This window comes from Salmonella sp. 2020_1395, assembly GCF_043848115.1.
In the GTDB taxonomy this organism is placed as follows: domain Bacteria; phylum Pseudomonadota; class Gammaproteobacteria; order Enterobacterales; family Enterobacteriaceae; genus Salmonella; species Salmonella enterica.
Genome location: NZ_JBCMFH010000002.1, coordinates 293,791 through 316,978 on the forward strand (window position 1 = coordinate 293,791; position 23,188 = coordinate 316,978).

The following is a 23,188-nucleotide window of genomic DNA, read 5'->3' on the forward strand; positions in this document are numbered from 1 at the left end:
GCTTTTATTCACTGGCAGGAGAAGTATAAAAAGCGCGCCACACACACTCACCGTGCAACAACACAGTATTTTGGCGATGAATTACGCCTGTTTATGGCAAAAGCCCAGGACAGTGGAAGCCACTTCACGGAAATGAAATCAGAAGGCGCCAGGCGTCGACGCAGGAGGAATAAAAAGAGAAGAATGTGAAACAGGTCGCTTGATTACATGAAAACGCCCGTAAAAAACTGCCGCTTTTGCGGGCATATGCCCAAAGCTAACACGATTCAGTTACTTTACACTGTGTACAGGTCGTGATTTTGCTTACTGGCAACGCAAGCAAACGAAAAGGTACCCTCCCGTAGGGGGGAGGGATTTACCTCAGGAAAGTAAAGTTCCCCAGTTTTCAACCCAGGGATTGGACTGGCTCTCCGGCTCCGGATGTTCGCTGGCGTCAATGAATAACATCTCCCCCACCCGCTGCGCGCTTTGCTCTTGCAACAGGGCATCAAACTGTTTGCCGCCATTACAGAAATTGGGGTAGCTGCTATCACCTAGCGCAATCACCCCGTAACGCAGGTTTGGTTGAAAACCGACTGTATCTTTAATGCCGTGAAAGAGCGGCGCAATGCTATCCGGTAGATCGCCCTGCCCGGTCGTCGAGGTAACGACCAGCGCAACCTTATCCTGATATTGCTGCCAGTCGGACAGTTCAGGATCTTCAAACACGGTCGCGCTGTGGCCCTGTCTGGCGAGGATCGCTTCCGCTTCTTCCGCCACCAGCAGTGAGTTGCCATACATGGTCCCGACAAAAATACCAATTTCTGCCATTATGCGTATCTCCCTGAATTATGCCTGATGATTCTCATCCTGCCGGGACGCCGCCGTAAACTCAACCCTTTCATTGTCAGGGAGAAGTCCCCGCCAGCCAAACTGTGTCAGCGCCTGCATCCAGGTTTCATCCAACCCGGCCTGAATTATCAACGGCTGTCCGGTGAAGGGGTGCGTCAGCTCAAGCCGACTGGCATGAAGCATCAAGCGACGACAGGCAAAATGCTCTGCGGCACTGCGGTTTTGTCGCAAATCGCCATGCTTGCTGTCGCCGATGATAGGATGACGCAGATGCGCCAGATGACGACGAAGCTGGTGCTTGCGTCCCGTTTTTGGTTCCAGCTCAACCAGACCATAACGCGTGGTGGGATAACGTCCGGTCGGCACCGCCATTTCGACCGTCGCCAGTCCGCGATAGTGCGTTACAGCCGGCTGGGGCGCTTTATCTTCGCGGGCGAATTTATCGGCAATTTTATCGCGCTCTTCCACCAGCGGATAATCCAGTACCGCGTCATCCATCAGCCAGCCGCGCACAATGGCATGGTAGCGTTTACGGATGTGGTGCTGCTCGAACTGCTGCGCCAGACGGCGTCCCGCTTCGCTGGACAGCCCCATTAACAGTACGCCCGACGTGGGTCTGTCGAGACGGTGGGCGGTAAAAACATGCTGGCCGATTTGGTCGCGCACCGTTTGCATGACCACGACTTTTTCGTCGCGATCCAGCCAGCTCCGGTGAACAAGCCAGCCTGCGGGTTTATTCACGGCAACCAGCCACGGGTCTTGATAGAGGATCTCCAGCATCAGGATTTATCGCGGACGAATAGCGCATCCAGATCCTGCAAAACCGCCAGGATCGCCTCCCGCTGCGGATGATCCGCCGCCAGCGCCATTTCATAATAAGGGGCGACGGCAAACGCCTCGGGCAGCGGCTGCGCATTATCAAGTAGGGTATGCATACGTGGGATCAATACCCATTGCAGCCATTCCAGCGGTTCCATGGTATCCATATAAAATGGTTGAGTGCTGGTAAACAGGTGCGCCTGCGGCGCATCCAGCCGCCAGTGGCGATGCTCGCGCAGCAGCGTTTCAAGCGCATGTAACTGCTGACGCACACGGTCATGAGTCGTCATGTTAAAAACCTCAATGATGAAAATCTGGCGCGAAGAATAACAAAAAAAAGGGAGCACTGTATAAACAGTGCTCCCGGTTCGTTTCGCAGCATTCCAGCTACTTTTCGTGCTCCCTGCTCATCCGTGACAACTTTTCCTGTGACCTTACGGCCTGTTCATCCTGAACGTTTGCATCCTGCGCACATCGCCCGATGTGATAGCTTCTTCCTGAAGCGTCCCTGGTCATCCAGACCCGCCGAACATCCTGATCGGCTCTCGTTCTCCGTCCTGGAGGTGTCCTTTAACGCATCCTGCGCTTTCCACTTTGCTTCATCCTGAAGCCTTTCCTTGTAACACCATCCTGGCGTGTCCTGCTGAAGCGTCATCATCCTGACGTTCGCTTCGTTGTACGACTCCCTGTCGACGAAGATAGAATCGCCTGTTTCACCTTGTCTTACAAGACGCTTACAGACAATACCTTAAGTAAATTTTCATATGAAAGTGCGCAAAAACATTTTAATTAGTTGTTTTATATAGACTTATATAAGAAAACGGGGCTCAGTATCCGCTGATATCCTGGCGATCTCCTACAGACTTTGTAAGAGATCTCTCACACCCGTTAGGGCAAACGATTACAGAAGAGGATTAAGTTGCGTAAGGAATTCCGCAAGCGTTGCGGCAAGAACGGTACGATTGCGGGTGCCCAGCGTTTCTTTAATCACCTCGCCGGACAGATTACAGACCGAAATGACCTCAAGCTCATTTTCCTGCGTCGCAATAAAAAGCGTGGGAGGAAGCTTGAGCCGCTTTTGCGTGACCAGGTGGCCTATCAGATTTTCCTGCACGCGCCGAAAGTCATCCTGACTCCAGGTTTGCAGTAGCGTAAGCTTTTCATCCGCAAACTGCGCGGGCATGTCGCCAGCAAACTGCGTGGTGTAAAACGCGTGGAGCGCAGGTTGTACCATAATATCAAAGGCGCGTTCAACCGCGTTTACATTTTCTTCGCCTTCAAAAGGTTGCGGCTGCCAGTAAACGGCATCGCGGGTTGAAGAAATAATGCACGGAGAAGGTACGCCATACAGTTCTTCGCTCAACGGCCAGCTACCGTGTTTTTCTTGCCACGCGTCGCAGTAACGCGTCGTAAAGGCTTTCAATGCCTGCGCTGTCAGTTCGTCCACCAGTTTCTCTCTTCATAAAAGCCAGGATACACTTGGCGCATAGTGTATCTGGTTTATGACGGTGAAACATGTCTTCTTATGAAAACCATCAGGCTCTTGATGGCCTGACTCTCGGAAAATCAACGGATTACCGGGACAATTATGACGCCAGCCTGCTGCAGGGCGTACCGCGCAGTTTGAATCGCGACCCGCTCGGATTAACAGCCGATAATTTGCCGTTCCACGGCGCGGATATCTGGACGTTGTATGAACTTTCCTGGCTTAACAGCCAGGGTCTTCCGCAGGTCGCCGTCGGGCATGTCGAACTGGATTACACCAGCGTTAATTTAATCGAATCCAAAAGTTTTAAACTGTATCTGAACAGCTTTAACCAGACGCGCTTTGACACCTGGGAGACGGTGCGCCAGACGCTGGAGCGCGATCTGCGCGCCTGCGCGCAGGGCAACGTTAGCGTGAGGCTTCATCGTCTTGATGAGCTGGAAGGACAGCCTGTCGCCCATTTCCACGGCACCTGTATTGACGATCAGGATATCAGTATCGACAACTACCAGTTTACTACCGACTATCTGCAACATGCGGTCAGCGGCGAGAAGCAAGTAGAAGAGACGCTGGTCAGTCATCTGTTGAAATCCAACTGCCTGATCACCCACCAACCGGACTGGGGCTCGATACAAATTCAGTATCGCGGGCGCAAAATCGACAGGGAAAAACTGCTGCGTTATCTGGTCTCCTTCCGTCACCATAATGAATTTCACGAGCAGTGCGTAGAGCGTATTTTTAATGACATTCTGCGCTTCTGCCAGCCGGAAACGTTAAGCGTTTATGCGCGCTATACTCGCCGCGGCGGGCTGGACATTAATCCCTGGCGCAGCAATACCGATTTCGTGCCCGCCACGGGCAGGCTGGCGCGACAGTAATTTTTTTGTCAATTTTGCGTGCCGGATTGCGCATGTAAGGTTGTGAAAGGTCATCAGCCAGGGCTATTGTAATCAACAGGGAATGGCGTGTTGCGTCCCATAAGGAGTTTACTTGATTACACATATTAGCCCGCTTGGCTCAATGGATATGTTGTCGCAACTGGAAGTGGACATGCTGAAACGCACGGCCAGTAGCGACCTGTATCAACTGTTTCGTAACTGTTCACTTGCCGTTCTTAACTCCGGCAGCCTGACCGACAACAGCAAAGAGCTGCTGTCCCGCTTTGAAAATTTCGATATTAACGTACTGCGCCGCGAGCGCGGCGTGAAGCTGGAATTGATTAACCCGCCTGAAGACGCTTTTGTTGACGGGCGGATTATTCGTGCGCTACAGGCTAACCTGTTCGCGGTGCTGCGCGACATTCTCTTTGTGAATGGGCAGATCCACAATGCCGGCCGTTTCCAGCATCTGGATCTTGAAAGCTCAACACATATCACCAATCTGGTGTTCTCCATTTTGCGCAACGCCCGGGCGCTGCACGTCGGCGAAGCGCCAAACATGGTGGTATGCTGGGGCGGCCACTCAATTAACGAAAACGAGTACCTGTATGCCCGTCGCGTCGGCACGCAGTTGGGATTACGCGAGCTGAACATCTGCACCGGCTGCGGCCCTGGGGCGATGGAAGCCCCCATGAAGGGCGCGGCGGTCGGTCACGCGCAGCAGCGTTATAAAGACAGCCGCTTTATCGGCATGACTGAACCTTCCATTATTGCGGCTGAACCGCCTAATCCGCTGGTGAACGAACTGATCATCATGCCGGATATCGAAAAACGCCTGGAAGCGTTCGTCCGTATCGCACACGGTATCATCATCTTCCCGGGCGGCGTGGGTACGGCGGAAGAGCTGCTTTATTTGCTGGGGATTCTGATGAATCCAGCCAATAAAAATCAGGTGTTGCCGCTAATCCTGACCGGACCAAAAGAGAGCGCCGATTACTTCCGCGTGCTGGATGAGTTTATTACCCATACGCTGGGCGAAGCGGCCCGCCGTCATTACCGCATCATCATTGACGATGCGGCGGAGGTAGCGCGACTGATGAAGAAAGCGATGCCGCAAGTGAAAGAGAATCGCCGCGATACCGGCGACGCCTATAGTTTTAACTGGTCGATGCGTATTGCACCGGATCTGCAGGTGCCGTTTGAGCCGTCGCATGAGAATATGGCCAACCTGAAACTGTACCCGGATCAGCCGGTTGAGATTCTGGCGGCGGATCTGCGACGCGCCTTCTCCGGTATTGTCGCGGGGAACGTGAAGGAGGTCGGGATACGCGCCATTGAAGCTAATGGTCCGTATAAAATCCACGGCGATCGAGAGATGATGCGTCGCATGGACGATCTGCTGCAGGGATTCGTCGCGCAGCATCGTATGAAATTGCCAGGTTCCGCCTACATCCCCTGTTACGAGATCTGCGCTTAGCGCTTATGCCCGGTTGCCGCCAGCAGCCGGGCGCTTCTCCCATTCCTTTCATTGCGGTATGGCAATTAACGTATGCCTTCATTTTTTATGATGATCATCAGAGGCATAGCCCGCATTGTTTTATAAACACCATTTATAATTCATCATAAATAGATTGCCAGGCAAACGTTTACTTCACTCCTCTTACCGTGATTTATCGGTTCAAACTCTTATTCTTCGCCAGAATCCACTAAAAACCTTGATTTTTATAGTCAAACCTCCGTATCTTGCGCCCCAATCTTTCCGGCCTTATATCGTTAATGGTAGCCTTCGCGCCCGGAAATTCGTTATGACGTTTTTTTAATAGATTAATGGTCCAAATTTATCCATGTAAGAAGCGGATTATTGCATTTGAGATCGGGATCACTGATAGATTCATCACTTAAATGTATCTTTCCGCCCGAAAATTATTACGGCGAAAAATTATATAAAAAGCGTCCCTAAGCAGATTTCATTTTACGATCAGGTCTTTTTTCATTGGATTAGACCAGCAACCTGATTTTTAGCATCCTCCAGGAGAAATAGATGGAAACCACTCAGACCAGCACGATTGCTTCGATTGACTCTCGAAGCGCATGGCGCAAAACGGATACCATGTGGATGCTGGGCCTTTACGGCACGGCTATCGGCGCGGGCGTTCTGTTCCTGCCGATCAACGCAGGCGTCGGCGGCATGATTCCGCTCATCATCATGGCGATTCTCGCTTTCCCGATGACCTTTTTCGCACACCGTGGTTTAACCCGCTTCGTGCTGTCCGGTAAAAATCCGGGTGAAGACATCACTGAAGTCGTTGAGGAACACTTCGGTATCGGCGCAGGTAAACTGATTACCCTGCTTTACTTCTTCGCGATTTACCCCATCCTGCTGGTTTACAGCGTGGCGATTACTAATACCGTGGAAAGCTTCCTGACCCACCAGTTAGCGATTAATCCGCCGCCGCGGGCGATTCTTTCCCTGATCCTGATTGTTGGCATGATGACCATCGTGCGCTTCGGCGAGCAAATGATCGTTAAGGCGATGAGTATCCTGGTATTCCCGTTCGTCGCTGCGCTGATGCTGCTGGCCTTGTACCTGATCCCGCAGTGGAACGGCGCGGCGCTGGAAACGCTGTCCTTTGATTCCGCCGCGTCTACCGGTAACGGTCTGTGGATGACGCTGTGGCTGGCGATTCCGGTGATGGTTTTCTCTTTCAACCACTCCCCGATCATCTCCTCCTTCGCGGTTGCGAAGCGTGAAGAGTACGGTGAAGGCGCTGAGAAGAAATGTTCTAAAATTCTGGCCTTCGCCCACATCATGATGGTGCTGACCGTGATGTTCTTCGTCTTCAGCTGCGTGCTGAGCCTGACGCCGGCAGATCTGGCAGCGGCAAAAGAGCAGAACATCTCTATTCTGTCTTACCTGGCGAACCACTTTAACGCGCCGATCATCGCCTGGATGGCGCCGATCATTGCGATGATTGCTATCACCAAATCCTTCCTCGGCCACTACCTGGGCGCGCGTGAAGGCTTTAACGGGATGGTGATTAAATCGCTGCGTGGTAAAGGTAAATCCATCGAAATCAACAAACTGAATAAAATTACCGCGCTGTTCATGCTGGTCACCACCTGGATTGTGGCGACGCTGAACCCCAGCATCCTGGGCATGATTGAAACCCTGGGCGGCCCGATCATCGCGATGATTCTGTTCCTGATGCCGATGTATGCCATCCAGAAAGTACCGGCAATGCGTAAGTACAGCGGTCATATCAGCAACGTATTCGTTGTGATTATGGGCCTGATTGCCATCTCCGCTATTTTCTACTCACTGTTCAGCTAAGTCCTTTAGCGCCGCTTACCGCGGCGCTTCTCTATGATACAACCGCAATGGATGCCCTATGATTAGCGTATTCGATATTTTTAAAATCGGCATTGGCCCTTCCAGTTCTCACACCGTCGGACCAATGAAAGCAGGCAAGCAGTTCACGGATGATCTGATTGCCCGCCATATCCTTACAGATGTCACCCGCGTCGTGGTGGATGTCTACGGCTCTCTGTCATTGACGGGTAAAGGCCACCACACTGATATCGCCATTATTATGGGCCTGGCGGGGAATCTGCCGGACACCGTCGATATCGACGCCATTCCGTCCTTTATCCAGGATGTGAACACCCATGGGCGTTTACTACTGGCCAATGGGCAGCATGAAGTCGAATTTCCGGTCGATAAATGCATGAATTTCCACGCCGACAACCTGTCTCTGCATGAAAACGGGATGCGTATTACCGCGCTGGCGGGCGATAAGGTGCTCTACAGCCAAACCTACTACTCCATTGGCGGCGGCTTTATCGTCGATGAAGAGCACTTTGGTTTGACGAATAGCGAACCTGTTAACGTGCCGTACCCTTACAAAACCGCCGCGGATTTACAGCGCCATTGCCAGGAGACGGGTCTGTCGCTCTCCGGTCTGATGATGCAAAACGAACTGGCCCTGCACAGTAAAGAAGCGCTGGAGCAGCACTTCGCCAGAGTCTGGGAGGTAATGCGCAGCGGTATTGAGCGCGGTATCACCACCGAGGGCGTATTGCCGGGCAAACTGCGCGTTCCGCGTCGCGCGGCGGCGCTGCGTCGGGTGCTGGTCAGTCAGGATAAGACCACCACCGATCCGATGGCGGTCGTCGACTGGATCAATATGTTCGCGCTGGCGGTGAACGAAGAGAATGCCGCAGGCGGACGAGTAGTCACTGCGCCGACTAACGGCGCATGTGGTATTGTTCCGGCGGTGCTGGCGTACTATGACAAGTTTATCCGCGAAGTAAATGCTAACTCACTTGCTCGCTATATGCTGGTCGCCAGCGCGATTGGCTCGCTGTATAAGATGAACGCCTCTATTTCCGGCGCCGAAGTGGGTTGTCAGGGAGAGGTCGGCGTGGCCTGTTCCATGGCGGCAGCGGGTCTGGCCGAGCTGCTGGGCGGTAGTCCGGCGCAGGTGTGTATCGCCGCAGAAATCGCCATGGAGCATAATCTGGGGTTAACTTGCGATCCGGTTGCCGGCCAGGTCCAGGTTCCCTGCATTGAGCGTAACGCGATTGCTTCAGTCAAAGCGGTCAACGCCGCGCGTATGGCGCTGCGCCGTACCAGCGAACCGCGCGTATGCCTCGATAAAGTGATTGAGACCATGTACGAAACCGGTAAAGACATGAACGCTAAGTACCGCGAAACTTCGCGCGGCGGCCTGGCGATGAAGATCGTTACCTGCGATTAATTCTCAGCACATTTTAGGATCTGTAGGCCGGATAAGGCGCTCGCCGCCATCCGGCTTTTGTTGCCTGATGGCGCTTCGCTTATCAGGCCTACGGATAGCGCTATTTCGCAATGCTCGCCTCCCCCCGCCGTGAATGTTACCCTACGCGCAGGTTTGTAAGGGAGAACACCGTGGCTGCTCATCTGCTTATCGTCGACGCGCTCAATTTGATTCGCCGTATTCACGCCGTTCAGGGATCGCCCTGTGTGGAAACCTGCCAACACGCGCTCGATCAATTGATTATTCACAGCCAGCCAACCCATGCCGTAGCGGTATTTGATGACGACGCGCGCAGTAGCGGCTGGCGTCATCAGCGTTTGCCGGACTACAAAGCAGGACGTCCGCCGATGCCTGACGATTTACATAATGAAATGCCCGCCCTACGCGCCGCGTTTGAACAGCGCGGCGTACGCTGTTGGGCATCAGACGGTAACGAAGCGGATGATCTGGCGGCGACGCTGGCGCTAAAAGTTACCGAAGCCGGACACCAGGCAACCATTGTGTCAACCGATAAAGGCTATTGCCAGTTGCTCTCTCCGGGATTGCGCATTCGCGACTACTTCCAGAAACGCTGGCTGGACGCGCCGTTTATTGAAAAAGAGTTTGGCGTACTTCCCCGGCAGTTGCCGGATTACTGGGGTCTGGCAGGAATCAGCAGTTCGAAAGTCCCCGGCGTTGCCGGTATCGGCCCCAAAAGCGCGACCCAGCTGTTGATTCAGTTTCAAAATCTGGAGGGAATTTACGCCCATCTGGACGAGGTGCCGGAAAAGTGGCGCAAAAAGCTTGAGACGCATAAAGAAATGGCATTTCTTTGCCGCGATATTGCACGTCTGCAAACCGATTTACATATCGACGGAAACTTACAGCAGCTACGGCTGGCGCGGTAGTTTTGTTGCCGGATGGCGGCGTGAACGCCTTATCCTGCCTACAGGACTGCACGAAATGTAGAGCGGATAAGCGCAGCGCCATCCGACAAAATTACCAGGCGATATGATACAGTTCGACAATGTCCGCCAGACTCGCTTCACGCGGATTGCCGCCCGTACAGACATCATCGAACGCTGCCTGCGCCAGCGCCGGGATATCCTCTTTTCGAACGCCGACATCACGCAAATGCAGCGGAATTCCCACATCGCGATTTAGCGCAAATACGGCTTCCACTGCGGCATTACGCGCCTCTTCAAGACTCAATCCTTCTACCTTCACCCCCATCGCCCGGGCGATATCACGGAATTTCTCGTTGGTAGACCCGGCATTAAAACGCATCACATGCGGAAGCAAAATAGCATTCGCGACGCCATGCGGCGTGTTGTAAAACGCGCCCAGCGGATGCGCCATCCCATGCACCAGTCCCAGCCCCACATTGGAAAACCCCATCCCGGCAACGTATTGCCCCAGCGCCATCGCCTCACCGGCCTCTTTTTCTCCGGCTACGGCGCCGCGCAGCGCGCCAGCAATAATCTCAATGGCTTTGATATGTAATGCATCCGTCAGCGCCCATGCGGCCCGGGTAATATAGCCTTCAATAGCATGGGTTAGCGCATCCACGCCCGTTGCCGCTTTCAGCGCGGGCGGCATACCGTCCATCATATCGGCATCGATAAATGCCGCCTGCGGAATATCATGTGGATCGACACAAACGAATTTGCGCCGTTTCTCCTCATCGGTAATCACATAATTGATAGTGACTTCCGCCGCGGTTCCCGCCGTTGTCGGGATCGCCATAATCGGCACGCTGGGTTTACGGGTCGGCGATAGCCCTTCCAGACTGCGCACATCGGCAAATTCCGGATTGTTACTGATAATACCGATCGCTTTGCAGGTATCCTGCGGAGAACCGCCGCCAATGGCGATGAGATAGTCCGCGCCGCTTTGGGTAAAGACCTTAAGCCCTTCCTGGACAACGGAAATCGTAGGATTAGGGATCACGCCCGCATAGATCTCCCACGCCAGCCCTGCGGCATCCATTCTGCTTGTCACTTTATCGACCACACCGCATTGCACCAGCGTTTTATCGGTAACAATCAGCGCTTTATGATAACCGCGGCGCGTCACCTCATCGGTTAATGCGTCCACCGCTCCCCGGCCAAACCATGCCGTTTCATTCAGAATCATTCTGTTCGCCATCGCCTGTCTCCTGACATCACTCTTCAATACGTAATCCGTAAGTTTTAAATTTCTCCAGTACGATAGCGATCGCCTCGTCATCCAGTACCGGTACCGGATCGACAATGGCCAGCGTACTTAAATAGAGCTGCGCCAGCACTTCCACTTCATGCGCCAGCCACAACGCTTTGTCTAAATTTTCTTCACAAGCGATAAGCCCGTGATGCTGTAACAGCGTCGCTTTACGATTTTTAAGCGCCACGGCAACATGGTCAGAAAGTTCGCGGGTGCCAAAAGTGGCGTAGGGCGCGCAGGGAATAGAGTTTCCTCCTGCGGCGGCAATCATGTAGTGAATCGCCGGAATCGGGCGATTGAGGATCGAGACTGCCGTACAATGGACAGCGTGGTTATGTACCACGGCATTGGCGTCAGGGCGCGTCTGGTATGCCGCCATATGAAAACGCCACTCGCTGGAAGGCAGCTTGCCCTGCTCATGCTGACCGTCAGCATCAATAAAGACAATGTGCGACTCTGTCAGCTTCTCATAGGGGATCCCCGTCGGCGTAATCAGCATTCCGCCCTGATAACGTACGCTCACGTTACCTGCCGTCCCCTGATTTAACCCTAACCGCGTCATTTCCAGACAGGTATCAATAATCTGCCGCGCCAGTCTATTTCGTTCCATTATTTACCTCTCTCTGTGATTCAAAATGAGACAACAAAACCGCCTTTCGCATCGCGCTGCTGTCCTGTTGAAATAATCGAATAGTTAGCAACTATCATCATACTGAATAAAGAGAAGGGAATTTAAATAACGATATTTTGTGATTCACATCAATTAATTCGCCACGATAAACCAGACGACTACCGTTTCTCTCGCCGATAAATGCCCGCTCTTAATAATATTTTTTAAAACGGGCAAAAATGAAGAATAAGTTACTACTGCCCGTTTTCGTGGCAATAATTTAATTCGGGCATTCAGTCTGTGGTTTTTTAAATTAAACATCTCAAACGGTCATTTTTTTATGGAAATTAAAGTGATGATAATCACAGAACGCTCTGCTCTCAGGTATAAATGTGACCGCCATCATATTAAAAGGCCTTTTTTATTTGAAAATGAATCCATGAGTTCATTCCGGACGCCAATTTATTACCGGTAAGAAAAGCGAACTCACCTAATTTTACGGTCTGGTGACCAGAACCGACCGCACGCAAAAGCTTCTGAACCGATGAGGATGCTATGGGAAACACAACAATACAAACGCAGAGTTTTCGTGCTGTGGATGCAGAGCAAAGCAAGAGCAAGCGCTACATTATTCCATTCGCCTTACTTTGCTCGCTATTTTTTCTGTGGGCCGTCGCCAATAATCTGAATGACATTTTATTACCGCAGTTTCAACAAGCTTTTACGCTAACTAACTTTCAGGCCGGGCTTATTCAGTCAGCCTTTTATTTCGGTTATTTCGTCATTCCAATTCCCGCTGGGATTTTGATGAAAAAACTCAGTTATAAAGCAGGGATTATCACCGGGCTTTTTTTGTATGCTGTTGGCGCCGCATTATTCTGGCCTGCCGCCGAGATAATGAATTACACATTATTTTTAATTGGCCTGTTTATCATCGCCGCCGGTTTAGGCTGCCTTGAAACTGCGGCCAACCCTTTTGTTACGGTATTAGGTCCAGAAAGCGGCGGACATTTCCGGCTTAATCTGGCGCAAACTTTTAACTCCTTTGGCGCTATTATCGCCGTTGTGTTTGGGCAAAGCCTTATTTTGTCTAACGTGCCGCATCAATCGCAAGAAGCGCTTGATAAAATGACGCCGGATCAGCTTAGCGCCTATAAACACAGCCTGGTGTTATCGGTACAAACGCCATACATGATTATCGTCGCCATCGTATTAGTAGTTGCGCTGCTGATTATGCTGACCAAATTTCCGGCCCTGCAAAGTGACGATCATAGCGATGCTAAACAAAGCTCTTTCTTATCTTCTCTCTCCCGACTCATCCGTATCCGCCACTGGCGCTGGGCGGTGCTGGCGCAGTTCTGCTATGTGGGGGCGCAAACCGCCTGCTGGAGCTATCTGATCCGCTACGCCATTGAGGAGATCCCTGGAATGACGCCCGGTTTCGCCGCCAATTACCTGACCGGCACGATGGTGTGCTTCTTTATCGGCCGTTTCACCGGGACCTGGCTTATCAGCCGCTTCGCGCCGCATAAAGTGCTGGCCGCCTACGCCCTGTTTGCCATGCTCCTGTGTCTGATTTCCGCCTTTAGCGGCGGACATATGGGCCTGCTGGCGCTGACGTTGTGTAGCGCATTTATGTCAATCCAGTACCCGACCATCTTCTCGTTGGGTATCAAAAATCTGGGACAGGACACTAAGTACGGCTCGTCTTTTATCGTCATGACCATCATTGGCGGCGGTATTGTCACGCCAGTAATGGGCTTCGTTAGCGACGCCGCAGGCAAAATCCCGACCGCCGAACTGGTTCCGGCATTGTGCTTTGCCGTCATCTTCATTTTTGCCCGTTTCCGTTCACAAGCGGCGACAAACTGAACATTTATCCGAATAACGTGAGGAATCTGTCATGAAAAAAATCAGCTTACCGAAAATCGGTATCCGCCCGGTGATTGATGGACGTCGTATGGGCGTACGCGAGTCGCTCGAAGAGCAAACCATGAACATGGCGAAAGCGACGGCGGCGCTCATCACCGAGAAAATCCGCCACGCCTGCGGGGCTCAGGTGGAGTGCGTCATTGCGGATACCTGTATTGCCGGAATGGCGGAATCCGCCGCCTGTGAAGAAAAATTCAGTAGCCAGAACGTGGGCGTGACCATTACCGTTACGCCGTGCTGGTGCTATGGCAGCGAAACCATTGATATGGACCCGATGCGTCCGAAAGCCATCTGGGGCTTTAACGGCACAGAGCGTCCTGGGGCGGTTTACCTTGCCGCGGCGCTGGCGGCGCACAGCCAGAAAGGCATTCCGGCGTTCTCCATTTATGGCCATGACGTGCAGGATGCCGACGATACCTCCATTCCTGCCGACGTCGAAGAAAAACTGCTGCGTTTTGCGCGGGCAGGGTTAGCGGTAGCCAGCATGAAAGGCAAAAGCTACCTCTCCGTCGGCGGCGTGTCGATGGGGATCGCGGGTTCCATTGTCGATCATAACTTCTTTGAATCCTGGCTGGGCATGAAGGTGCAAGCGGTAGATATGACCGAACTGCGCCGCCGTATCGATCAAAAAATTTATGATGAGGCCGAACTGGAGATGGCGCTGGCGTGGGCGGATAAAAACTTCCGCTACGGCGAAGATCAGAACGCCTCACAGTATAAGCGCAATGAAGCCCAGAACCGCGCGGTGCTAAAAGAGAGCCTGCTGATGGCGATGTGTATTCGCGACATGATGCAGGGCAACAAGACGCTGGCGGACAAAGGGTTAGTTGAAGAATCGCTGGGCTACAACGCCATTGCCGCCGGCTTCCAGGGCCAGCGCCACTGGACCGATCAATACCCGAACGGCGATACCGCCGAAGCGCTGCTCAATAGCTCTTTTGACTGGAATGGCGTACGCGAACCGTTTGTCGTCGCCACCGAAAATGACAGTCTGAACGGCGTAGCGATGCTGTTCGGCCATCAACTCACTGGTACAGCGCAGATATTCGCCGACGTGCGAACCTACTGGTCGCCGGAAGCCGTAGAACGCGTCACCGGCCAGGCGCTCAGCGGCCTGGCGGAACACGGCATTATTCACCTGATTAATTCCGGTTCTGCCGCTCTGGACGGTGCCTGTAAACAGCGCGACAGCGAAGGCAAGCCGACCATGAAACCACACTGGGAAATCAGCCAACAAGAGGCGGATGCGTGTCTGGCGGCCACTGAATGGTGCCCGGCGATTCACGAATACTTCCGCGGCGGCGGCTACTCATCCCGTTTCCTGACCGAAGGCGGCGTGCCATTCACCATGACCCGCGTGAATATCATCAAAGGCCTGGGACCAGTGCTGCAAATCGCCGAGGGCTGGAGCGTCGAACTGCCGAAAGCGATGCACGATCAGCTTGATGCCCGCACCAACTCTACCTGGCCTACCACCTGGTTTGCGCCGCGTCTTACCGGCAAAGGCCCGTTTACCGATGTCTATTCGGTGATGGCGAACTGGGGCGCTAACCACGGCGTACTCACCATCGGCCATGTAGGGGCGGACTTTATTACTCTCGCCGCGATGCTGCGTATCCCGGTATGTATGCACAACGTGGAGGAGGCGAAGATCTATCGTCCTTCCGCCTGGGCAGCTCACGGTATGGATATCGAAGGCCAGGATTATCGCGCCTGCCAGAATTATGGCCCGCTGTATAAACGTTAATGCGGCTTAGCCCAGTGGCGCAGGCTTACCGGGCCTACGGGCGCGTGAGCCGTAGGCCGGATAAGCGTAGCGCCATCGGGCGGCGTTTATGGAGTTATCTATGAAACAAGACGTTATCCTGGTTCTCGACTGCGGTGCGACAAACGTTCGGGCGATCGCCGTTGATCGCCAGGGGAAAATTGTCGCCCGCGCCTCAACCACTAACGCCAGCGACATTGCCGCAGAAAATAGCGCCTGGCATCAGTGGTCTCTGGACGCCATCCTGCAACGTTTCGCCGACTGCTGCAGGTCACTCTCCAGCGCCCTGTCGGAGTGTGTTGTTCGCGGTATTACGGTGACTACGTTCGGCGTCGATGGCGCGCTGGTCGATGCGCAGGGTAAGCTGCTCTACCCGGTCATCAGTTGGAAATGCCCGCGAACCGCCGCCGTGATGGAAACGATTGAGCGCTTTATCTCGCCCCGGCAATTGCAGACGCTCTCCGGCGTCGGCGCGTTCAGCTTTAACACGCTGTATAAACTGGTCTGGCTTAAAGAGAATCATCCGCGCCTGCTGGAACAAGCTCACTGCTGGCTGTTTATCTCGTCGCTGATTAACCACCGTCTGACCGGCGAGTTTACGACCGATATCACTATGGCAGGCACCAGCCAGCTACTGGATATCCATCAGCGCGACTTTAGTCCGGAAATCCTGCAGGCGACGGGCCTGGCGCGCCGCCTGTTCCCGCGTATCGTGGAAGCGGGCGCCCAGATAGGCACGCTACAGACAGACGCGGCCAGGCTACTCGGTCTCCCGGCGGGTGTGCCGGTGATCTCTGCCGGACACGATACTCAGTTCGCGTTATTCGGCGCTGGCGCGCAGCAAGGTGAACCGGTGCTCTCCTCCGGAACATGGGAGATTCTGATGGTACGCAGCGGTCAGGTGAATACCTCGCTGCTCAGTCAGTATCCGGGCTCGACCTGTGAACTGGACAGTCAGTCGGGGCTTTATAACCCCGGAATGCAGTGGCTGGCCTCCGGTGTACTCGAATGGGTACGAAAACTGCTGTGGACGCCGGAAACACCATGGCAAACGCTGATCGACGAAGCGCGCGCTATTCCCGCTGGCGCGGAAGGCGTACGGATGCAGTGCGATCTGCTCGCCTGCCAAAATGCAGGCTGGCAGGGCGTGACGCTCAATACCACCCGCGGCCATTTCTATCGCGCCGCGCTGGAAGGCCTGACGGCGCAACTGCAGCGTAATCTGCGCACGCTGGAGAAAATCGGTCATTTTAACGCCACAGAACTGTTACTGGTTGGCGGCGGCAGTCGCAACGCTTTGTGGAATCAAATTAAAGCGAATCAGCTTGCTCTCCCTATCAAAGTGCTGGACGACGCGGAAACCACCGTGGCCGGCGCTGCCATGTTTGGCTGGTACGGCGTAGGCGAATTTAGTAGCCCGGAACAGGCGCGCGCGCAGGTCAATTATCAGTATCGCTATTTCTGGCCGCAAACCGAACCTGAAATTATTGAGGGAGTATGAAATGCTAAAAACCATTTCACCGTTAATTTCTCCGACACTGCTCAAAGTGCTGGCCGAGATGGGCCACGGGGACGAAATCATTTTTTCCGACGCTCACTTTCCCGCGCATAGCCTGGGCCCACAGGTGATTCGCGCCGATGGTCTTAGCGTCAGCGATCTACTGCGGGCAATTATTCCGCTCTTTGAGCTGGATAGCTACGCCCCGCCGCTGGTAATGATGGCCGCCGTGGAAGGCGACACGCTCGACCCCAGCGTTGAAGCGCGCTATCGCGATGCTTTGTCATTAGAAGCGCCGTGCCCGGATATCGTTCGTATCGACCGTTATGCGTTTTATGAGCGGGCGCAAAAAGCGTTTGCGATCGTTATCACAGGTGAGTGCGCGAAGTACGGAAATATTCTTTTAAAAAAAGGGGTAACGCCGTAATCTCTTGCCGGTGCGCCCGCATGACGCGGGCGTTCATCGAATGATGGGGTGAGAAAAATGAAAGCGGCACGCCAACAAGCGATAGTCGATCTGCTGATCAATCATAAAAGTCTGACCACCGAAGCGCTGGCCACCCGGCTTAACGTCAGTAAAGAGACCATCCGCCGCGATCTCAGTGAACTACAGACGCAGGGAAAAGTGCTGCGTAATCACGGACGAGCTAAATATATTCATCGTGAAAATCAGGACAGCGGCGATCCATTCCATATCCGCCTGAAAAGCCATTATGCGCACAAAGCCGATATTGCCCGTGAAGCGTTAGCGTGGATAGAAGAAGGAATGACGATTGCGTTGGATGCCAGTTCAACCTGCTGGTATCTGGCCCGCCAGTTGCCGGATATTCCCATTCAGGTTTTTACCAATAGCCATCCTATCTGTCAGGAGCTGGGAAAACGCGAACGCATTGCGCTGATAAGTTCCGGCGGCCAGCTTGAACGTAAATATGGCTGTTACGTTAACCCGTCTCTTATCTCACAGCTAAAATCGCTTGATATCGATCTGTTCATCTTTTCCTGCGAGGGGATCGACGGCGGCGGCGATCTGTGGGACTCCAATGCGATCAACGCCGATTTTAAATCTATCCTGCTCAGGCGCGCCTCGCAGTCTTTATTATTGATTGATAAAAGTAAATTTAATCGTTCAGGAGAGGCGCGCATCGGCCATCTGGATGATGTGACGCATATTGTTTCAGATGCGCCGCAGTCATAGGCCGGATAAGCGTGCGCCATCCGGCGCCGATGACGCGCCGGATGACGGCAGCGCGTTTTTATCGCTCGTCGCGACGTCCGCCAACAGCCGCCCACAACCGACGCACGTGCACCGTCACTTCTTCGCGATCGTGATAAAGCTGACGCGCCTGGATCTGCGCATTAACGCCATGCTCATCCAACTGCGCCTGAAGATACGCCAGATTATGCGATACCTCTTCATAGCGTTTTTTCATCGGCAGTTTAAGGTTAAAAATCGTCTCCCGACACCAGCCGTTCACCAGCCACTGCGCCATTAACGCGGTGACTTTGGCCGGCTTCTCCACCATATCGCAGACCATCCATGAAATATTATTCCGGTTCGGACGGTACCTGAAGCCATCCTCACGCAACCAGGTCACCTGTCCGGTGTCCATCAGGCTTTGCGCCATCGGGCCGTTATCTACGGAGTAGACCCACATATTGCGCTTCACTAACTGGTACGTCCATCCGCCGGGACAGGCGCCCAAATCCACCGCATACATGCCGTTCGCCAGACGTTCATCCCACTCATCTTCCGGGATGAAAACGTGGAGCGCCTCTTCCAGTTTCAGCGTTGAGCGGCTCGGCGCATCAGACGGAAACTTCAAACGCGGGATGCCCATATAAAACGGTGAATTGTTATGCGCGAGCGAATAACCGGTATAGCAGCATCCTGGCGCGATAAAAAAGACATGAACGACCGGACGCTTCGGCGTTTCATAATTCGTCAATACGCCCGCATCACGCAAAGCCGCGCGCAGCGGCACCGTAAATTTGCGGCAGAACTTCATCAGTTCTTTACTTTCATTGGTATCGGCGACTTCAACGCGCAGCTCGCCGCCCTTTTCCACTACGCCCTGCAACATGCCGACAATCGGCGTAATTCGGTCTTCCGGCGGTAAATGTTGCAGCAGTTCACCCACCACAAACCACTGGCGGGCGAAAATCAGCGAACTGAACGGCAGTTCTGAAATCAGCTTTTCGCCATCTTCCGGCTGGTAGCATTCATAAATGACATAGCCTGCGTTCTCTTTTACGCGTGCAAAACCAAATATTTCCCGTTTTCCCGCTTTATCGGTAATTTCTGCAGCGCACTCTTTTTCAAACCCCGGACGGCAGAGCAATACAACTTTATTCATGGCTCGCGCCCTTACGTTTCATACGAATGGCGCCAATCAGCAATAGCGCCCAGCCCACCAGGAAACTGACGCCGCCGACAGGCGTGATATACGCCCACAAGCGCAGATGCGAAAGCGCAAGGCAGTACAGGCTGCCGCTAAACAGCACCGTGCCCAGCGCCAGAAAAACGCTGCTCCAGTAAAACCAGATGCTGATACGGCGCTGCATCGCCACCGCCAGGCCAAAGATCGCCAGCGTATGGAACGCCTGATATTGCAGGCCGGTCTGAATCCAGCCCATTTCAACCACGCCCAGGGTTTTACTCAAAACATGCGCCCCGAACGCGCCCAGAGCAACGTAAATAAAACCGCTGATAGCGGCGACAATCAGCATAAAACGGCTGGTCATGGTCATACCCTAAGTTAATTATTGTTCGTAACGAAAACGGAATTTTTCTTGCTCCGTCGCCGCCTTCGCCAAAATCCACTGACGGAAGGCGGCTATTTTACCCAGTTCTGCCTGGCTGTCATGACAAACCAGATAAAAAGCATTCTTACTCACCAGAACATCGTTAAATGGACATACCAGTCGCCCGGCTTCAATTTCCGACTGCGCCATAACATTATTCGCCAGCGCGATCCCCTGTCCGTGAATAGCAGCCTGTAGCACCATCGCGCTGTGGCTAAATATCGGCCCTTGCTGAACGTTAATATGGTTGAGCCCTAACTGACGAGTATAGGCCTGCCAGTCACGCCGGGAGGCATCGTGCAATAACGTGTGTTTCGCCAGATCTTCCGGCGTTTTTAACGGTTTTTCGCCTGTGAGTAATAAAGGAGAACAGACGGGCAGTAAATATTCTGCGTATAATTTTTCGACGCGCAAGCCCGGCCAGTTTCCCCGGCCATAAAAAATCGCGACATCGACATCGTCTGCCAGTTTATCTTCCTGACGGTCAACGGCTTGTATCCGAACGTCAATTCCCGGATAAGCTGAGTTAAAGCTGGAGAGCCTGGGCACCAGCCATTGGATGGCAAAACTGGGCGGTAAACTCACCGTCAGCGCCCCTTTGGCACTGCGCGCCTGGAGCTTACGCGTTGCTTCCGTGAGCTGGGAAAATATCTCTTTAATGTCGAGAAAATAGCTTTGGCCTTCTTCCGTCAGCAACAGCGAACGATTGCGGCGGCGGAACAGTTTTAGCCCCAAAAAATCCTCAAGTGACTTAATTTGGTGGCTTACTGCGGCCTGCGTCACAAAAAGTTCTTCCGCTGCTCGCGTAAAGCTCAAATGGCGCGCGGCAGCATCAAAAACGCGTAACGCATTTAAAGGAGGTAATCGTTTTGACATGGCCTCTGGACTTAATGTCGAATGAATTTAACAAATAGGTAACAATATGTAACCTATTAGTTTTTTTAATCTGAGACATTATAAATTGTCCGTTGAGGTTCTACCAGCAAATACCTATAGTGGCGGCACTTCCTGAGCCGGAACGAAAAGTTTTATCGGAATGCGTGTTCTGATGGGCTTTTGGCTTACGGTTGTGATGTTGTGTTGTTGTGTTTGCAATTGGTCTGCGATTCAGACCACGGTAGCGAGACTACCCTTTTTCACTTCCTGTACATTTACCCTGTCTGTCCATAGTGATTAATGTAGCACCGCCATATTGCGGTGCTTTTTTTTGTATAACAAACGGTTAGTTTTCCAGAGCCACCATCTCTTTCACGTCAGTACGATTGATCTGCTGTTTGTTGCCATTAGCGTCTTTATACGAAATCATACCGGTATCGTTATCGGTCTGGGGTTTACCGTCGGTCACAATGCTACGTCCATCATTGGTGTGCATAACGTAATTAGGACCGGAACAGGCGCTCAGGGCAAAAGTCAGCATACATGCAGAGATAATTGCGGCAGTCTTTTTCATCTTCTTCTCCTTAAAGCTGTTTGTGCTATTTAAAGCGGACTCCGTAACAGGCTTAAACATTCGCCTAACATTATTCAGCATAACCTCCTTTACATAATTCGCCAGGATATACAGACGATTCCGATGGTTAGGACAAACCTTGTATCAGCCGCGCTTTTACGCCACGATCGGTAAACTGAACCGAGGAATATCATGAACGCTTTTAATCCCACGCAGTTTCGCGCGCAGTTTCCCGCGCTAGCCGATGCGGGTGTTTATCTCGATAGCGCCGCCACGGCATTAAAGCCACAGGCAGTCATTGACGCCACGCACCAGTTTTATTGTTTGAGCGCCGGTAACGTTCATCGTAGCCAGTTTGCGCAGGCGCAGCGCCTGACGGCGCAATATGAAGCGGCCAGAGCAAAAGCGGCGCGACTGTTAAACGCGCCCGATGAAAAAAGTATCGTCTGGACACGCGGCACCACCGAAGCGATCAACATGGTGGCGCAGTGTTACGCCCGTCCTCGTCTGCGCCCCGGCGATGAAATTATCGTTAGCGTCGCCGAGCATCACGCCAACCTTGTGCCCTGGCTGATGGTGGCGCAACAAACCGGCGCGCAGGTCATAAAACTGCCGCTTAATGACCGGCGTCTTCCTGATGTTGAGCGTCTGCCGGAACTGATCACGTCGCGCAGCCGCATTCTGGCGCTGGGGCAAATGTCGAACGTAACGGGCGGCTGCCCGGATCTCGCAAGCGCTATCAGCGCCGCTCACGCAGCGGGAATGGTCGTGATGGTAGATGGCGCGCAAGGCGCGGTACACTTCCCGGCGGATGTTCAGCAGCTTGATATCGATTTTTATGCTTTTTCCGCTCACAAACTGTATGGCCCGACCGGTATCGGCGTGCTGTACGGTAAGCCGGAGCTTCTTGAGGCGATGTCGCCCTGGCTCGGCGGCGGCAAGATGATCCGTGACGTTAGCTTTGAAGGCTTCACCACTCAAAGCGCTCCCTGGAAGCTGGAAGCGGGGACGCCGAACGTCGCCGGGGTCATCGGCCTGAGCGCTGCGCTGGAATGGCTGTCCGATATCGATATTGAACAGGCCGAAAACTGGAGCCGGGGGCTGGCGACGCTGGCGGAAGACGCACTGGCGAAACGCCCGGGCTTTCGTTCGTTCCGCTGCCAGGACTCCAGCCTGCTGGCCTTTGATTTTGTCGGCGTGCACCACGGCGATATGGTGACGCTGCTGGCGGAATACGGTATTGCGCTCCGGGCCGGGCAACATTGCGCCCAGCCATTGCTGGCGGAACTTGGCGTCACAGGGACTCTGCGCGCCTCTTTTGCGCCGTATAATACCCAACATGATGTGGATGCGTTGGTTAACGCCGTTGACCGCGCGCTGGAACTGCTGGTGGATTAATGACAAACCCTCTTTATACCGGACACCCGTTCGGCACAACGGTAACGGAAGAGACGTTACGCGCTATCTTTCTCCCGCTGACCCAGTGGGAGGATAAATATCGTCAGTTGATTCTGTTAGGAAAACAGCTCCCCGCTCTGCCGGATGAATGCAAAGCGCAGGCGAAGGAGATAGCCGGCTGCGAGAACCGCGTCTGGCTGGGCTTTACCCGATCAGATAACGGAACGATGCACTTTTTCGGCGACAGTGAGGGGCGGATTGTCCGCGGCCTGCTGGCGGTATTGCTCACCGCGGTGGAAGGAAAAAACGCCGCCGAATTACAGGCTCGTTCACCGCTGGCGCTGTTTGATGAGCTGGGTTTACGCGCCCAGCTTAGCGCCTCACGCAGTCAGGGGCTGAACGCGCTGAGCGAAGCGATTGTTGCCGCAACGCATAAGCGTTGAAATAGCGTAAATATTCTGTCGCCTGACAGCGCCGTCCGCGGCGGTCAGGCGATGCAGATAAAATAATCCAGTCACTTTATTAGTTTCGGCGTCAGATTTCCCTGATAAACATTCTTTTGATTTTTATCAGCTATCACAATGAAATTACAATGTTAGAATCCATGTTAAAACGGCGTGAAGATTTTAGAGTAAATAAAGCCACTCGATGTAGCGTAGCAGGAGAACTGGAAAATTCATACGTATCGGGTGAAGTTATAACAGGATATGGATAAGTGGAAAAATATCTGCGTAGCGGTACC

22 protein-coding genes are annotated in these 23,188 nt (G+C 53.3%); 12 read left to right on the forward strand and 10 right to left on the reverse strand.

Annotation, left to right across the window (positions count from 1 at the left end):
• Nucleotides 1–360 precede the first annotated feature (360 nt).
• The 4 genes from ACH0WD_RS04010 to syd all read right to left on the reverse strand — a co-directional run bounded on the left by ACH0WD_RS04010 (nucleotide 361) and on the right by syd (nucleotide 3,097).
• On the reverse strand, nucleotides 361–810 hold the full coding sequence (locus ACH0WD_RS04010) for a flavodoxin (protein WP_000807739.1): 450 nt from the start codon (nucleotides 808–810) through the stop codon (nucleotides 361–363).
• Between the two features lie 18 nt (nucleotides 811–828).
• Nucleotides 829–1,611, reverse strand: coding sequence for a tRNA pseudouridine(65) synthase TruC (truC, locus tag ACH0WD_RS04015; protein WP_000890023.1), 783 nt, complete (start codon nucleotides 1,609–1,611; stop codon nucleotides 829–831).
• Entirely contained in the window at nucleotides 1,611–1,940 is a 330-nt protein-coding gene (locus ACH0WD_RS04020; protein ID WP_000207012.1) for a YqcC family protein, read from the reverse strand. Before ACH0WD_RS04020 ends, truC begins: the two co-directional genes overlap by 1 nt.
• A gap of 611 nt (nucleotides 1,941–2,551) precedes the next feature.
• Nucleotides 2,552–3,097: a SecY-interacting protein gene (gene syd / locus ACH0WD_RS04025; protein WP_000343990.1), complete on the reverse strand. Its 546-nt coding sequence runs from the start codon at nucleotides 3,095–3,097 to the stop codon at nucleotides 2,552–2,554.
• A 68-nt stretch (nucleotides 3,098–3,165) separates the two neighbouring features.
• On the opposite strand from syd, the gene queF reads away from it, so the two are divergent.
• The 5 genes from queF to xni all read left to right on the forward strand — a co-directional run bounded on the left by queF (nucleotide 3,166) and on the right by xni (nucleotide 9,697).
• Nucleotides 3,166–4,014, forward strand: a complete 849-nt coding sequence (gene queF, locus ACH0WD_RS04030; protein WP_000100463.1) for an NADPH-dependent 7-cyano-7-deazaguanine reductase QueF — start codon at nucleotides 3,166–3,168, stop codon at nucleotides 4,012–4,014.
• A 112-nt stretch (nucleotides 4,015–4,126) separates the two neighbouring features.
• Nucleotides 4,127–5,491 carry a nucleotide 5'-monophosphate nucleosidase PpnN gene (gene ppnN / locus ACH0WD_RS04035; protein WP_000627973.1) on the forward strand — a complete coding sequence of 455 codons (1,365 nt, stop codon included), beginning with the start codon at nucleotides 4,127–4,129 and terminating at the stop codon, nucleotides 5,489–5,491.
• Nucleotides 5,492–6,055: 564 nt separating this feature from the next.
• Nucleotides 6,056–7,345 (forward strand): HAAAP family serine/threonine permease SdaC, encoded by a 1,290-nt coding sequence (sdaC, locus tag ACH0WD_RS04040; protein ID WP_000450462.1) that lies wholly within the window; start codon nucleotides 6,056–6,058, stop codon nucleotides 7,343–7,345.
• Between the two features lie 58 nt (nucleotides 7,346–7,403).
• Nucleotides 7,404–8,771, forward strand: coding sequence for an L-serine ammonia-lyase II (gene sdaB, locus ACH0WD_RS04045; RefSeq protein ID WP_000626384.1), 1,368 nt, complete (start codon nucleotides 7,404–7,406; stop codon nucleotides 8,769–8,771).
• 170 nt (nucleotides 8,772–8,941) lie between these two features.
• Nucleotides 8,942–9,697, forward strand: a complete 756-nt coding sequence (gene xni, locus ACH0WD_RS04050) for a flap endonuclease Xni (RefSeq protein WP_001519360.1) — start codon at nucleotides 8,942–8,944, stop codon at nucleotides 9,695–9,697.
• Between the two features lie 91 nt (nucleotides 9,698–9,788).
• Here the strand turns inward: xni and fucO are convergent, their stop codons facing one another.
• Nucleotides 9,789–10,937, reverse strand: coding sequence for a lactaldehyde reductase (gene fucO, locus ACH0WD_RS04055; RefSeq protein ID WP_000013562.1), 1,149 nt, complete (start codon nucleotides 10,935–10,937; stop codon nucleotides 9,789–9,791).
• Between the two features lie 16 nt (nucleotides 10,938–10,953).
• The gene (fucA, locus tag ACH0WD_RS04060) at nucleotides 10,954–11,601 is read right to left on the reverse strand and encodes an L-fuculose-phosphate aldolase (protein WP_000440828.1); all 648 of its coding nucleotides are present in this window, start codon (nucleotides 11,599–11,601) and stop codon (nucleotides 10,954–10,956) included.
• Nucleotides 11,602–12,156: 555 nt separating this feature from the next.
• Between fucA and fucP the strand changes: the two genes are divergently transcribed.
• The 5 genes from fucP (at nucleotide 12,157) to fucR (ending at nucleotide 17,991) form a co-directional block, all read left to right on the forward strand.
• Nucleotides 12,157–13,473, forward strand: a complete 1,317-nt coding sequence (gene fucP / locus ACH0WD_RS04065) for an L-fucose:H+ symporter permease (protein ID WP_000528624.1) — start codon at nucleotides 12,157–12,159, stop codon at nucleotides 13,471–13,473.
• Between the two features lie 31 nt (nucleotides 13,474–13,504).
• Complete coding sequence (gene fucI, locus ACH0WD_RS04070; RefSeq protein WP_000724126.1) at nucleotides 13,505–15,280, forward strand: L-fucose isomerase; 1,776 nt, start codon at nucleotides 13,505–13,507, stop codon at nucleotides 15,278–15,280.
• Between the two features lie 100 nt (nucleotides 15,281–15,380).
• On the forward strand, nucleotides 15,381–16,799 hold the full coding sequence (gene fucK, locus ACH0WD_RS04075; RefSeq protein ID WP_000806795.1) for an L-fuculokinase: 1,419 nt from the start codon (nucleotides 15,381–15,383) through the stop codon (nucleotides 16,797–16,799).
• A gap of 1 nt (nucleotide 16,800) precedes the next feature.
• A complete protein-coding gene (fucU, locus tag ACH0WD_RS04080) occupies nucleotides 16,801–17,223 on the forward strand; it encodes an L-fucose mutarotase (protein ID WP_000920848.1) in 423 nt (140 codons plus the stop codon).
• 57 nt (nucleotides 17,224–17,280) lie between these two features.
• Nucleotides 17,281–17,991, forward strand: a complete 711-nt coding sequence (gene fucR / locus ACH0WD_RS04085) for an L-fucose operon activator (protein ID WP_000642330.1) — start codon at nucleotides 17,281–17,283, stop codon at nucleotides 17,989–17,991.
• 58 nt (nucleotides 17,992–18,049) lie between these two features.
• Here the strand turns inward: fucR and rlmM are convergent, their stop codons facing one another.
• From rlmM to ACH0WD_RS04105, 4 genes are all read right to left on the reverse strand, one after another.
• On the reverse strand, nucleotides 18,050–19,150 hold the full coding sequence (gene rlmM / locus ACH0WD_RS04090; protein ID WP_001045497.1) for a 23S rRNA (cytidine(2498)-2'-O)-methyltransferase RlmM: 1,101 nt from the start codon (nucleotides 19,148–19,150) through the stop codon (nucleotides 18,050–18,052).
• Nucleotides 19,143–19,538 (reverse strand): DUF423 domain-containing protein, encoded by a 396-nt coding sequence (locus tag ACH0WD_RS04095; protein ID WP_000203913.1) that lies wholly within the window; start codon nucleotides 19,536–19,538, stop codon nucleotides 19,143–19,145. The genes rlmM and ACH0WD_RS04095 overlap by 8 nt, the downstream gene beginning before the upstream one ends.
• Nucleotides 19,539–19,556: 18 nt before the next feature.
• Entirely contained in the window at nucleotides 19,557–20,474 is a 918-nt protein-coding gene (gene gcvA, locus ACH0WD_RS04100) for a glycine cleavage system transcriptional regulator GcvA (RefSeq protein ID WP_000044409.1), read from the reverse strand.
• Nucleotides 20,475–20,820: 346 nt separating this feature from the next.
• A complete protein-coding gene (locus tag ACH0WD_RS04105) occupies nucleotides 20,821–21,048 on the reverse strand; it encodes a YgdI/YgdR family lipoprotein (protein ID WP_000750393.1) in 228 nt (75 codons plus the stop codon).
• A 192-nt stretch (nucleotides 21,049–21,240) separates the two neighbouring features.
• Between ACH0WD_RS04105 and csdA the strand changes: the two genes are divergently transcribed.
• Complete coding sequence (gene csdA, locus ACH0WD_RS04110) at nucleotides 21,241–22,446, forward strand: cysteine desulfurase CsdA (RefSeq protein ID WP_000991053.1); 1,206 nt, start codon at nucleotides 21,241–21,243, stop codon at nucleotides 22,444–22,446.
• Nucleotides 22,446–22,889, forward strand: coding sequence for a cysteine desulfurase sulfur acceptor subunit CsdE (gene csdE, locus ACH0WD_RS04115; RefSeq protein WP_000184199.1), 444 nt, complete (start codon nucleotides 22,446–22,448; stop codon nucleotides 22,887–22,889). The genes csdA and csdE overlap by 1 nt, the downstream gene beginning before the upstream one ends.
• The last annotated feature ends 299 nt before the right edge of the window (nucleotides 22,890–23,188 follow it).